The organism is Streptomyces sp. NPDC007896, from assembly GCF_042959425.1.
GTDB lineage: Bacteria > Actinomycetota > Actinomycetes > Streptomycetales > Streptomycetaceae > Streptomyces.
The window spans coordinates 15,961-28,533 of record NZ_JBIBKX010000011.1 but is presented as its reverse complement, the minus strand read 5'-3'; the positions used below and the strand labels follow the sequence as shown (position 1 = coordinate 28,533).

Here is a 12,573-nt window from a genome sequence, read left to right as displayed (position 1 = left end):
ATCCCGGAACCCGAGCAGAACGGCAGCCACTCCATGGCCTCGGTCACGTCCCTCACCGCCTCCGTCCACCAGCGCCTCGCGGACGCCCTCTCGGCAGCCCTGCCGGAGGCCGGTTCCGCGGACCCGCTGCTGCGACGAAGCGACCGGGCCGACTTCCAGGCCAACGGGATCCTGGCCCTCGCGAAGAAGGCGAAGGCGAACCCGAGAGAGCTGGCGACGCAGGTCGTGGCGCGGGTCGAGTCGGGTGAGGTGATCAAGGACATCGAGGTCTCCGGGCCCGGCTTCCTGAACATCACGATCACCGACAAGGCCATCACCGAGAACCTGGCAGCGCGGTACGAGGACGGCGAGCGCCTCGGCGTGCCGCTCGCCGAGAACCCGGGCACCACGGTCATCGACTACGCGCAGCCGAATGTGGCGAAGGAGATGCACGTCGGTCACCTGCGTTCGGCGGTCATCGGCGACGCGGTGGTCCAGATCCTGGAGTTCACCGGCGAGAGCGTGGTCCGGCGTCATCACATCGGCGACTGGGGCACCCAGTTCGGCATGCTCATCCAGTACCTGATCGAGCACCCGCACGAGCTGGACCACAAGGGCGCGGCGGAGGTCTCCGGCGAGGAGGCCATGTCGAACCTGAACCGGCTCTACAAGGCGGCGCGGACGCTCTTCGACTCCGACGAGGAGTTCAAGACGCGGGCGCGGCGCCGGGTGGTCGACCTCCAGGCGGGCGAGCCCGAGACCCTCGCCATGTGGCAGAAGTTCGTGGACGAGTCGAAGATCTACTTCTACTCGGTCTTCGACAAGCTGGACATGGAGATCCGGGACCCGGACGTGGTCGGCGAGTCGGGCTACAACGACATGCTGGACGAGACCTGCCGCCTCCTGGAGGAGTCGGGCGTGGCGGTCCGCTCCGACGGCGCGCTCTGTGTGTTCTTCGACGACGTGAAGGGGCCGGACGGCAACCCGGTCCCGCTGATCGTGAAGAAGTCGGACGGTGGCTACGGCTACGCGGCGACCGACCTCTCGGCGATCAGGGACCGTGTCTTCAACCTCAAGGCGAACACCCTCGTCTATGTGGTCGATGCCCGTCAGTCCCTGCACTTCAAGATGGTCTTCGAGACCGCGCGCAGGGCGGGCTGGCTGGGCGACGACGTGCAGGCGCAGCAGCTGGCCTTCGGCACGGTGCTGGGCAAGGACGGCAAGCCGTTCAAGACGCGTGAGGGTGAGACGGTCCGGCTGGTGGATCTCCTGGACGAGGCGATCGAGCGGGCCACGGCGGTCGTGCGGGAGAAGGACACCCTGGGGCAGCTGTCGGAGGAGGAGATCTCCGAGCGCGGCACGCAGGTGGGCATCGGCGCGGTCAAGTACGCCGACCTGTCGACGTCGGCGAACCGTGACTACAAGTTCGACCTGGACCAGATGGTGTCGCTCAACGGCGACACGTCTGTGTACCTCCAGTACGCGTACGCCCGTATCCAGTCGATCCTGCGCAAGGCGGGCGAGGTCCGCCCTGCCGCCCACCCGGAGCTGGAACTGGCCCCGGCCGAGCGCGAGTTGGGCCTGCACCTGGACCGCTTCGCGGAGACGATCACGGAGGTCGCCGGCGAGTACGCCCCGCACAAGCTGGCGGCGTACCTGTACCAGCTGGCGTCCCTGTACACGACCTTCTACTCGGAGTGCCCGGTCCTGAAGGCGGACACCCCGGCCCAGGTCGAGAACCGCCTGTTCCTGTGCGACCTCACGGCTCGCACCCTGCACCAGGGCATGGCCCTGCTGGGCATCAGGACGCCCGAGCGTCTCTGATTTCCAGCACGTCGCTGATCCCGTAGTACCTGATCCCGTAGGCCGCTGACGCCGCCTGCGGGATCAGGCGTTTCCGCACCCGAACGCGCGTGCACGCGATCACCCGCGCGGGTACCCCTGCCCGCTCGGCACTGTTACTCACTTTCGGGTGACGGCGGAGGACGCGGACGGGTGGCGCGGCATGGCGAAGAAGTGGCACAGGCCCGTACCGATGCGGCCACACCCCCCGAAGAGGCGTCAACCCGACACACCTTCACAAAACGTGCGCGCTACATGCGACTATCACGACAATGTCGTTGATCGGCTACGCCCCCCGATTCCGGGACGTAGCGGAGCACTTCAGTCGGCAAGCTGTGCGGTGTCCGGCCAGCAGGCCGGGTGCACGAACAGCGGGCCGCCGGCACGATCCTGTCGCCGCGACCCGCCAGTACCCCAAGGGGGCACCCATGACCGCTTCGCAGACCTTCACGGCCCGTCGCCTGGCCGCCGCCGCTCTGTCCGCCGCCGCGCTGGTGGGAGCAGCCGCCCTGCCGGCGGCGGCCAACGGAGCCGGGCCGCGCGGTCCGCAGGTGGAGATCAGCAAGGTCCAGTACGACGCCCCGGGACACGGCTCCAGGTCCAACCGCTCGCTGAACGAGGAGTGGGTGCGGATCTCCAACAGCGGGCGCGACAGCGTGAACCTGGACAACTGGACGCTGTCCAACCGTCAGGGCCGCGTCTACACGTTCCACCACCTGCGCCTGGACGGCCGCTCCACCGTCCGCGTCCACACCGGTTTCGGGCGTGACACCTACCGCGACGTCTACCAGGACCGCCGCAACTTCGTCTGGGACGACCGCGAGGACACCGCCACGCTCCGCAACGACCACCGTCGTGTGGTCGACACCATCTCCTGGGACGCCAGGCACCACGGTGACGACGGTCGCGGCCACGGCAGCGACCGCGGACACGGCGACGACCGTGGACACGGCGACGACCGCGGCCACGGCGACGACCACGGCCACGGCGACGACCACGGCCGCGGCCCGGGCCACGGCCACCGCTGACCCCTGGCGGGTCGAGACCGGCGTACGGACTGCGCCGCCCTCGACCCGCGCCTGACCCCCTTCGCGCGGCGTGCCACGAACCACCTGTGGCACGCCGCGTTCGTGTGTCCCGGCGCTCCAGGGCCTCGTGGGCGGACCCCGGGGTGCGTTGTCAGTGGCGGGCCCTAAAGTCACCGGCATGGCGACACTTCCGAACCCGCTGCCCTCGCTGGCGGCAGATCCGAGCGGGCGCGCGCTCGGCCTCGAACTCCCGCCCGGGAAACTGATCGACACGACGGATGACGGCCCCTGGCACGAGCCGTTGCTGTGGCACACCGAGGCGCCGGCCGCCCCCGGAGACTGGGCCACGCTGGGTTCCGCCCCGCGCACGGCCGGCCTGCTCCCCCTCCTCATAGACGTCGGCGGCAGCCAGGGCGGCCCGGAGGAATGGGAGTTGATGCCCGAGGAGATGTCGTATCCGGGGGATCACGACGCCGACGAGGTACTGGCGGGGTACTGGGAGGAGTACGCGCAGGACGAGCTCGACCTCGACGCCGACGTGGACTACCCCGGCAAGGAAGCGGTCACCGAACTCTTCGGTGAGGCCGAGGAGTTCGCCGAGACGATCGCGCCGCACGGCGTGCAGTGGCCCGGCCTGGCACCGGCCACCGCGCCCGAGGCGGACGCGGACGACCGGGCCACCGAGGTCGCCGACTCCCTCGCGGGCGGCGGCTCCTGGCTGAAGGAGCCGCGCCTCGCCCTGGTCCCGGCGCGCCGCAGCGCGGACATCCCGGCGGCGATCGGCTGGTCCGGTCCGGTGAACTACGAGGGCGACGTGGCCCGCATCTGCGCGGTCCTGCGCTCCTGGGAGGACCGCTTCGGCGTACGGGTCGTGGCCCTCACCTTCGACCAGCTGGTCCTGTCGGTGGCGGCCCCGCCCACGACACCGGCCGAGGCCGAGGCGGTGGCCGCCGAGCACTTCGCCTTCTGCCCGGACAACATCACGCAGGACGAGAGCGAGACGCTGCGCGCGTACGCGGCGGACGAGGTACTCGGCAAGCGGGTGTGGTCCTTCTGGTGGGACTGACCGGCTCCCCTGCCTACCGAAGCCCCTTCGCCAGCCGCCGCAGCCCCTCACCGATCTCGTCCGGGGTCTGGGTGACGAAGCAGAGCCGCAGCGTCGCGGGGTCGGGCTCCCCGGCGTAGAAGGGCGCGCCCGGCACGTACGCCACTCCCTGCTCCACCACTCCCCGGAGCAGGGCCGTGGTGTCGTACGACTCGGGCAGCCGCGCCCAGAGGAACATGCCGCCCTCGGGCCGGGTCCACGTGGACCCGGCCGGAAGGGCGTCGGCGATACCCGCCAGCATGGCGTCGCGCCGCTCGCGGTACACGCCCGCGACCCGTGCCACATGGGCGTCGAGGTCCCGGTCGGCGAGATAACGCGCGGCGGCGAGCTGGTTGACGGTCGGGGTGTGCAGATCGGCGGCCTGCTTGGCGACGGCGCACGCCCGCAGCAGCGCGGCGGGGGCCCGCAGCCAGCCGAGCCTGAGGCCGGGCGCCATGACCTTGGAGAAGGAACCGAGGAGCACGGTCCGGTCCTGGGCACCGTCGTACGAGGCGATCCACGGCACCCGCTCGCCCTCGAAACGGAGCTCACCGTACGGGTCGTCCTCGACGATCCACACCCCGCACCGGGCGGCGACGGACGCGACGGCGGCCCGGCGCTCACCCGCCATGGTCCGGCCGGTCGGGTTCTGAAAGGTCGGCACGGTGTAGAGCAGCTTGGGCCGCTCGCGAGTGACAAGCTCCTCAAGCGCGTCCGGATCGATCCCGTCCTCATCCGCCGGCACCGCGACCACCCGCGCCCCGGCGAACGCGAACGCCTGGAGTGCCGCCAGATAGCAGGGGCTTTCGACGAGCACGGTGTCGCCGGGCTCGACCAGGACGGTGGCGAGCAGCGAGAGCGCCTGCTGCGACCCGGTGGTGACCAGTACGCCGTCCGCGTCCGTCGGCAGCCCGCGTGCGGTGGTCCGCTCCGCGAGGGCTGCCCGCAGCACGGGCTCGCCCTCGGTGGTCGAGTACTGCAGCGCGCGCTCGGGCTCGTGGGCGAACACGTCACGGAACGCGGCGGCGATCCCCTCCGCGTCGAACAGCTCCGGCGCCGGCAGGCCGCCCGCGAAGTTGATCACCTCCGGCCGCGCGGTGACCGCGAGGATCTCCCGTACCGGCGACCCACCGATCGCGGTGGCCCGCGCGGCGAGCGGCGGCACGGCTTGAGCGATCTCGAGACCGGTCACAGAACGACTCCTTCTCCTACGGCTCCCACAACCCCTGGCTCGCCACCCTAGAAAGAAACCTGCGCCCTACACCGACCAATTCCGCGATACGGACACGAAGAGCTTCCCTCGCTGAAGACGCGGGCCGGCCGGAGTCTTCAGGGGCGCGGGGAACTGCGCGACCAGCCCCCACCGGGCCCGCAGGCGGCGAACGCACCCGGGGGTCTGGGGGCGGAGCCCCCAGGTAGGGATGATGGGGGTCCCCCCCGCTCGAGCGAAGCCGAGAGCTTGGGGGAGGGTAGGGGCGGCGGGGGCGGGAGTCAGGGCTTGACGCCCGTCACCCCGTACACATTGATGTCCGCGTCCGTCACGTCATTGATGTCGCGATAGCGGATCTTCTCGATGTCGTCGAGACTGGCGAAGTACGCGGGATCCACCTTTTCGGGCAGCGGAGCCGCACCGTCCGGCCGCCAGCGGTGCACGGGCACGACACCCGGCTCCTCCACCTCGAGCCCGTTCTCCGTGAAGAACCGCTCCACCTCGGCCCTGGACCGCAGCACGAACGTGAACCCCCGCTCGGTGAACGTCCGCTGAACCGCCCGAATGTTCTCCGCGTTGAGATCCTCGGTGAGATGGCTGAGCACGAGCCGGCTGCCCGAAGGCAACGCCTCCACCAGCTCACGCACGATCGGATAGGCCTGCTCGTCCTCGATGAAGTGCAGGATCGCCACCAGCACGAGCGCGATCGGCTGCTCGAAGTCGAGGGTCTTCGCGGCTCCTTCGAGGATCCGCGCGGGCTCCTCGAGGTCCGCGTCGATGTAGTCCGTCTGCCCCTCGGGCCCACTGGTGAGCAACGCACGCGCGTGAGCGAGCACAACGGGGTCGTTGTCGACGTACACGACCCGCGACTGCGGAGTGATCCGCTGCGCGATCTGGTGGACGTTCTCCTGCGTCGGCAACCCGGTCCCTATGTCCAGGAACTGACGGATACCCGATTCCTGGGTCAGCGTGGTGACCGCCCTGCGCAGGAAGTCCCGGTTGTGCCGGACGTCGAGGTACCCGGTCGGATTGGCCACGATCGCGGCGGCGGCCGCGGACCGGTCGACCGGGTAGTTGTCCTTGCCCCCGAGGAAGACGTCGTAGACGCGCGCCGGGTGCGCCTTGGTGGTGTCGATCCTCCTTCTCAGCTCGGCGGGGTCCTGGCTGAGAGCATCACCGGGCATAAAGCCTCTCCCTGGAGAGTCGCGTCATTCGATGGGCAACAACGTAACTCCTAGGGGGACTTGATAGTGCCCCTCCCTGACTAACCTGTCGCGGCCGTCTCCCACTCACTGCCGCCCAGCGGATAGTCGTACGCGGGCCGCCCCACATTCCCGCTCGTCCGGAACGGCTTCCCGTTGTCGTCGATACGCACCGTGCCACTGCGCGCTCCACTGGACCAGTCGAGCTCCAGGTACCAGCTCACGTCGTGCGCCCGCGCGTCCGCGAAGACATAGAAGACCTCGGGATCGGACTCGCTGACCTTGTAGGGGAAGTCCCGCTGCCCGGCCTTGGGCGTGGTCACGGGCCGCCCCGCGTCGAGATCCACGGCGAACGACTTCGTCTCCACGCCACCCCCGCAGCCGACGCCCATCGCAAAGTCGTTCCAGGCGAGCGGCACGTCCTTGCCCACCACCCGCACATGCAGCCCGTCCAGGACCACGGTGGCCTTCCCGGTCCCCTGCACGGTCAGCGCGAGCATCTGCTCCTGACCGGCGACCCCGCCGAGCGCCGTGACCCACCCGCGCGCGTCCGACTCGTTCGGCGGCGGGGGCACCTGCGCGGCCTTCCGGTTCACCAGGTAGTGCTGGCTGCACGGGCCTTCCCACTTGTACGGGTTGGCGGCCACGAGGGGCGCGGTGGCGCCGTCGGCGACGTCCTGGCCCGCGCCGCCACCCGAAGCCGCCGTCGAGACGGACGCCTCGGGCCCACCACCGTGCGAGGCGGAGACGGAGGCGCTGACCGAGGCGGACGGCTCCCGGTGCTTGCCGTCGGCGGACGCCGTCCCCCGCGAACCCTCCCGGGGACCGGACGACGCGGCGGCCCCCAAGACCTCCCGCCCCCCGCTCCCGTCCCCTTTGCCGTCCGGCACGAACCGCACCGCGAGCGCGGCGGACGCGAGCACCGCGGCGACGGCGACCGAGGCGAGGAGGACCGTACGCCGTCGCCGCCCCCCGGTCGAAGCCTCACCCGAGGGCCTGCCGACAACCTCCGAAGCCGCATCCGGCTCACCCGAGGAACCCTCCACCCCCACCGGCATCATCACGGACGTCCCATCCGCCACGGACACCTCATCCCTCGCAGATGCCACATCCGCCACATCCGCCACGGAAGCTGTGTCCGTCACAGGCGCCGCAGGTACCCCCTTCTGCCCCCGCAGCACATCGGCCCGCACCCACCGCCGATGCAGCTCCACCAGCTCCTCGGGAGTCGCCCCGCACACGCGCGCGAGCCGCTCCACGGGTGCGTAGTCCGTCGGTACGGCGTCCCCGTTGACGTACCGATGCAGCGTGGACGTGCTCACGTGCAGCCGTTTCGCGAGCACCCCGTAACTGAGTCCGGACCGCTCCTTCAGCTCCCGCAGCAGCCCCGCGAACTCGTCCCCGGCCACCGTTCCCCCATCCCCCGCGTCCCGGGCCGCGTTCCAGGGGGAGGGTATTCCCCCAGGTCAGACCCCATACGACCGTTCCGGCGTCCCGTATCCCCCGGCAACCGTGGCGGCCGGGACGGATCAACCGACAAGCTGTGGTCATCCAAGCACGCCGCTCCCCTCGACCGGTCGAGCGGCCGCCGACCAGCCACACCCACAGGGGGATCACCCATGTCCGCACGCACCGCCCGCACCCGCCTCCTCGCCGCCACGACGGTCGCGCTCGCCGCGTTCGCCCTCGCGGCGTGCGACAACGGGAAGGGCGTACGTGACGAGGGTCCGTCCGCCGCGTCCCATTCCTCGGCGCAGCCGACCGGGTCCACGGCCGACGGCGGTACGAAGGCGAAGCCGGCGGGCGAGACGCGGGGCTCGACGGCCGCCCCGAAGGGCGCCACCACGGCGGGCACCAGCGGCGGCTCCGGCTCCGCAGGCAAGAACGGCACAGGCACCACGGCCACCCGGAACCCCGCCTGCAACGGCGCCAACAGCAAGACCACCGCGACCGAGGTCTCCCGCCCCCTCAACCACCTGCTCCTCACCGTCACCAACACCGGTGCGAAGAACTGCGATCTGACCGGCTACCCGATCGCCCGCTTCGGCGAGGCCCAGTCGGTCCCGCCGGTCGCCGAGTCGACCCACCCGCAGGCGGTCGTCACGCTGGCTCCGGGCGAGTCCGGCTACGCGGGCGTGCTGCTCTCGGCCGCCGACGGCAGCGGCGGCAACGGCTACACGGCCAAGACCCTCGTCGTCGGCTTCGCCAAGGGCGGCAGCGCGACCCCGGCGCTCCCGGCGAAGGGCGTGTACGTGGACGACAAGCTCACGGTGACGTACTGGCAGCAGAGCCTGGACGACGCGCTGGCGTACTGAGCGGCTGCCGGCCCCTAGCGCAGCTTCCGCGCGACCTCGGTGGCCCAGTAGGTGAGGATGTTCTGGGCGCCGGCCCGCTTGATGCCGGTCAGCGTCTCCAGAATCGCCTTGTCGCGGTCGATCCAGCCCTTCTCGGCCGCCGCCTCGACCATCGAGTACTCGCCGGAGATCTGGTAGGCGGCCACGGGCACGTCGACGGCGTCCGCGACCCGCGCGAGGACGTCCAGATACGGTCCCGCCGGCTTCACCATCACCATGTCGGCCCCCTCCTCCAGATCGAGAGCCAACTCCCGCAGGGACTCCCGCATATTGGCGGGGTCCTGCTGGTACGTCTTGCGGTCGCCCTTCAGCGAGGAGGCGACCGCCTCCCGGAAGGGCCCGAAGAAGGCGGAGGAGTACTTCACGGTGTAGGCGAGGATCGCGACGTCCTCGCGCCCGATCTGATCCAGGGCGTCCCGGATGACCCCGATCTGCCCGTCCATCATCCCGCTGGGCCCCACCACGTGCGCCCCGGCGTCGGCCTGGACCTGGGCCATCTCGGCGTACCGCTCCAGGGTCGCGTCGTTGTCGACACGGCCTTCCGCGTCGAGCACTCCGCAGTGTCCGTGGTCGGTGGTCTCGTCGAGACACAGATCGGACATGACGAGCAGTTCGTCGCCGACCTCGGCGCGCACGTCGCGGAGGGCGACCTGCAGAATCCCGTCCGGATCGGTCCCGGGAGTTCCGACGGCGTCCTTCTTCGAGTCCTCCGGCACGCCGAACAGCATGATCCCGGAGATCCCGGCCTCCACGGCCTCCAGCGCGGCCTTCTTCAGGCTGTCGCGGGTGTGCTGCACGACGCCGGGCATCGCCGAGATGGGGACCGGCTCGCTCACGCCCTCCCGCACGAACGCGGGGAGGATGAAGTCGGCGGGGTGCAGCCGGGTCTCGGCGACCATGCGCCGCATGACCGGCGTCGTACGCAGCCGCCGCGGCCGCGCACCGGGAAAGGATCCGTACTTCGTCATGCCCTCTACGCTACGCCCGCCCCTCGGCCCCCCTTGCCGACACCTTGCCGGTACCCGATGCGCACGCCGGACGAGCTGGAGGCTTTTGGGGGGCGCGGGGAACTGCGCGCCCAGCCCCCACCCACCCGCAGCCGAAAAACAGGGGGTATGGGGGGCGAAGCCCCCATACCCCCTACGCACGCCCATGCCGTACGACTACGTCGTACGACGCCTCCGCGCCCCCGGCCGACGCTCACTCGGCCGAGTAACCGGATCCCCCGCCTCCGCGGCGGCAGCCCTCCGCCTGAGACCGAAGTCCGCCAACGCCTCGGCCAGCTTGAGCACCGACGGCTCCGGAGCCATGACATCGACCCGCAGCCCGTGCTCCTCCGCCGTCTTGGCGGTGGCCGGACCGATACAGGCGATCACCGTCACGTTGTGCGGCTTGCCCGCGATACCCACGAGATTGCGTACGGTCGAGGACGACGTGAAGAGCACGGCGTCGAAACCGCCCCCCTTGATCGCCTCCCGCGTCTCCGCAGGCGGCGGCGAGGCCCGCACCGTCCGGTAGGCCGTGACGTCGTCGACCTCCCAGCCCAGGTCGATGAGCCCCGCGACCAGCGTCTCGGTGGCGATGTCGGCCCGCGGCAGGAACACCCGGTCGATCGGGTCGAACACCGGGTCGTACGGCGGCCAGTCCTCCAGAAGCCCCGCGGCCGACTGCTCACCGCTCGGCACCAGATCCGGCTTCACGCCGAAGGCGACCAGCGCCTTCGTCGTCTGCTCGCCCACCGCCGCGACCTTGATCCCGGCGAAGGCCCGCGCGTCGAGCCCGTACTCCTCGAACTTCTCCCGCACGGCCTTGACCGCGTTCACGGAGGTGAAGGCGATCCACTCGTAGCGGCCCGTCACCAGGCCCTTGACCGCGCGTTCCATCTGCTGCGGCGTCCGCGGCGGCTCGACGGCGATCGTCGGCACCTCGTGCGGCACGGCGCCGTAGGACCGCAGTTGGTCGGAGAGCGAGACCGCCTGTTCCTTCGTCCGCGGTACGAGCACCTTCCAGCCGAACAGCGGCTTGGACTCGAACCACGAGAGCTGCTCGCGCTGAGCCGCGGCGGAACGCTCACCGACCACGGCTATCACCGGGCGCCCACCGTCCGGGGACGGCAGCACCTTCGCCTGCTTCAGGGTCTGGGCGATCGTCCCGAGCGTGGCCGACCAGGTCCGCTGACGCGTCGTCGTACCGGCGATGGTCACCGTCATCGGCGTGTCCGGCTTGCGACCGGCCGCGACCAGCTCGCCCGCGGCGGCGGCCACGGAGTCCAGCGTCGACGAGACGACGACCGTCCCGTCCGACGCCCCGACCTCGGTCCAGCACCGGTCGGAGGCCGTACGCGCGTCGACGAACCGCACGTCGGCGCCCTGCGCGTCGCGCAGCGGCACACCGGCGTACGCGGGCACGCCCACGGCCGCGGCGACACCCGGCACGACCTCGAACGGCACGCCCGCGGCGGCGCAGGCCAGCATCTCCTCGGCGGCGTACGTGTCGAGCCCGGGGTCACCGGACACCGCACGCACGACCCGCTTGCCGCCCCGCGCGGCCTCCATGACAAGATTGGCAGCGTCCCTCAACGCGGGGTCACCAGCGGACGTTGACACGGCGTCAACAACCGCTAGTTGAGGCGTGCCTGTGCCCGGATACGTACTGGAAGACGTGCCCAAAGCCGTCCCCCCGTCCGTATTCGTACTCAGTATGGCGACGCCTTGTCTGGCATGGACGCGGACCATGTCGAGTACCTCGTACTCGGCGACGAGAACATCCGCGTTCGCCAGCGCCTCGACGGCGCGCAGTGTCAGTAGTCCCGGATCTCCGGGTCCGGCACCGAGGAAGGTGACGTGCCCGTGTGCGGGACCGGCGGGAAGGGTGGTGGGGCTCAATGTGCTCGCTCCCCCATCAGACCGGCCGCGCCCTTGGCAAGCATCTCGGCGGCGAGTTCACGGCCGAGCGCCATTGCTTGGTCATGTGTCTCGGGCACGGGACCGGTGGTGGACAGATGCACCAGCGTCGTGCCGTCGGTCGTGCCGACGACGCCGCGCAGGCGCATCTCCTTGACAGTCTGCCCGTCGGCCAGAAGGTCGGCGAGAGCACCCACGGGTGCGCTGCAGCCGGCCTCCAGGGCGGCGAGCAGGGACCGCTCGGCGGTCACGGCGGCCCGGGTGAACGGGTCGTCGAGTTCGCCGAGCGCGGCGACGAGATCCGCGTTGTCCGCGGCACACTCGATCGCCAGGGCCCCCTGGCCGGGGGCGGGCAAAACGGTGTCGACGGACAGGAAGTCCGTCACGTCCTCTATCCGCCCCAGACGGCCGAGGCCCGCGGCGGCGAGCACGACGGCGTCGAGCTCCCCGCTGCGTACGTATCCGATCCGCGTGTCGACGTTCCCACGGATCGCGACCGTCTCGATCGTCATCCCGTGGTTGCGGGCGTACGCGTTCAGCTGGGCCATCCGGCGCGGCGAACCGGTACCGACGCGCGCGCCGTCCGGAAGCTCCTCGAAGCGCAGCCCGTCGCGGGCGACGAGCACGTCGCGCGGGTCCTCACGCAGCGGCACGGCGGCCAGCGCGAGCTCGTCGGGCTGGCCGGTCGGCAGGTCCTTCAGGGAGTGCACGGCGAAGTCGATCTCGCCGAGCAGCAACGCCTCGCGCAGCGCGGTGACGAAGACGCCCGTGCCGCCGATCTGTGCGAGGTGCTCACGGGAGGTGTCGCCGTACGTCGTGATCTCCACGAGCTCGACGGGCCTGCCGGTCACCTGGCTCACGGCCTGCGCCACCAGCCCGGACTGGGCCATGGCGAGCTTGCTGCGCCTGGTCCCCAGCCTCAGTGCCGCCTTCTCATCTGGTCGCCCTTGGGGCGCTCCAGCCTGCCCCTG

10 protein-coding genes are annotated in these 12,573 nt (G+C 70.9%); 4 read left to right on the top strand and 6 right to left on the bottom strand.

All coding sequences use genetic code 11. The features are described 5' to 3' along the window. The first annotated feature begins 33 nt into the window (after nt 1–33). The 3 genes from argS (at nt 34) to ACFZDJ_RS31560 (ending at nt 3,915) form a co-directional block, all read left to right on the top strand. Entirely contained in the window at nt 34–1,803 is a 1,770-nt protein-coding gene (gene argS / locus ACFZDJ_RS31570; protein ID WP_168517657.1) for an arginine--tRNA ligase, read from the top strand. 446 nt (nt 1,804–2,249) lie between these two features. Further along, on the top strand, nt 2,250–2,849 hold the full coding sequence (locus ACFZDJ_RS31565) for a lamin tail domain-containing protein (RefSeq protein WP_391063904.1): 600 nt from the start codon (nt 2,250–2,252) through the stop codon (nt 2,847–2,849). Nucleotides 2,850–3,027: 178 nt separating this feature from the next. Next, a complete protein-coding gene (locus tag ACFZDJ_RS31560; RefSeq protein WP_391063901.1) occupies nt 3,028–3,915 on the top strand; it encodes a DUF4253 domain-containing protein in 888 nt (295 codons plus the stop codon). A gap of 13 nt (nt 3,916–3,928) precedes the next feature. Here the strand turns inward: ACFZDJ_RS31560 and ACFZDJ_RS31555 are convergent, their stop codons facing one another. The 3 genes from ACFZDJ_RS31555 to ACFZDJ_RS31545 all read right to left on the bottom strand — a co-directional run bounded on the left by ACFZDJ_RS31555 (nt 3,929) and on the right by ACFZDJ_RS31545 (nt 7,754). Then, on the bottom strand, nt 3,929–5,125 hold the full coding sequence (locus tag ACFZDJ_RS31555; protein WP_391063899.1) for an aminotransferase class I/II-fold pyridoxal phosphate-dependent enzyme: 1,197 nt from the start codon (nt 5,123–5,125) through the stop codon (nt 3,929–3,931). Nucleotides 5,126–5,424: 299 nt separating this feature from the next. After that, nucleotides 5,425–6,327 carry an SAM-dependent methyltransferase gene (locus ACFZDJ_RS31550; RefSeq protein WP_390934828.1) on the bottom strand — a complete coding sequence of 301 codons (903 nt, stop codon included), beginning with the start codon at nt 6,325–6,327 and terminating at the stop codon, nt 5,425–5,427. 80 nt (nt 6,328–6,407) lie between these two features. After that, nucleotides 6,408–7,754, bottom strand: coding sequence for a helix-turn-helix domain-containing protein (locus ACFZDJ_RS31545; RefSeq protein WP_391063896.1), 1,347 nt, complete (start codon nt 7,752–7,754; stop codon nt 6,408–6,410). A gap of 210 nt (nt 7,755–7,964) precedes the next feature. Here ACFZDJ_RS31545 and ACFZDJ_RS31540 point away from each other — a divergent pair, with 210 nt between their 5' ends. Next, entirely contained in the window at nt 7,965–8,660 is a 696-nt protein-coding gene (locus ACFZDJ_RS31540; RefSeq protein WP_391063894.1) for a DUF4232 domain-containing protein, read from the top strand. Between the two features lie 14 nt (nt 8,661–8,674). On the opposite strand, the gene hemB is transcribed toward ACFZDJ_RS31540, so the two are convergent. From hemB to hemC, 3 genes are all read right to left on the bottom strand, one after another. Beyond that, nucleotides 8,675–9,667: a porphobilinogen synthase gene (gene hemB / locus ACFZDJ_RS31535; RefSeq protein WP_391063892.1), complete on the bottom strand. Its 993-nt coding sequence runs from the start codon at nt 9,665–9,667 to the stop codon at nt 8,675–8,677. A gap of 195 nt (nt 9,668–9,862) precedes the next feature. Continuing rightward, a complete protein-coding gene (locus ACFZDJ_RS31530) occupies nt 9,863–11,584 on the bottom strand; it encodes a uroporphyrinogen-III synthase (RefSeq protein WP_384925127.1) in 1,722 nt (573 codons plus the stop codon). Next, the gene (gene hemC / locus ACFZDJ_RS31525; protein WP_168517655.1) at nt 11,581–12,525 is read right to left on the bottom strand and encodes a hydroxymethylbilane synthase; all 945 of its coding nucleotides are present in this window, start codon (nt 12,523–12,525) and stop codon (nt 11,581–11,583) included. Before hemC ends, ACFZDJ_RS31530 begins: the two co-directional genes overlap by 4 nt. Nucleotides 12,526–12,573: the final 48 nt, after the last annotated feature.

Coding starts and splice junctions, on each gene's coding strand:
- argS (WP_168517657.1), top strand. CDS start 34: ATGGCCTCGGTCACGTCCCTCACCGCCTCCGTCCACCAGCGCCTCGCG.
- ACFZDJ_RS31565 (WP_391063904.1), top strand. CDS start 2,250: ATGACCGCTTCGCAGACCTTCACGGCCCGTCGCCTGGCCGCCGCCGCT.
- ACFZDJ_RS31560 (WP_391063901.1), top strand. CDS start 3,028: ATGGCGACACTTCCGAACCCGCTGCCCTCGCTGGCGGCAGATCCGAGC.
- ACFZDJ_RS31550 (WP_390934828.1), bottom strand. CDS start 6,327: ATGCCCGGTGATGCTCTCAGCCAGGACCCCGCCGAGCTGAGAAGGAGG.
- ACFZDJ_RS31540 (WP_391063894.1), top strand. CDS start 7,965: ATGTCCGCACGCACCGCCCGCACCCGCCTCCTCGCCGCCACGACGGTC.
- hemB (WP_391063892.1), bottom strand. CDS start 9,667: ATGACGAAGTACGGATCCTTTCCCGGTGCGCGGCCGCGGCGGCTGCGT.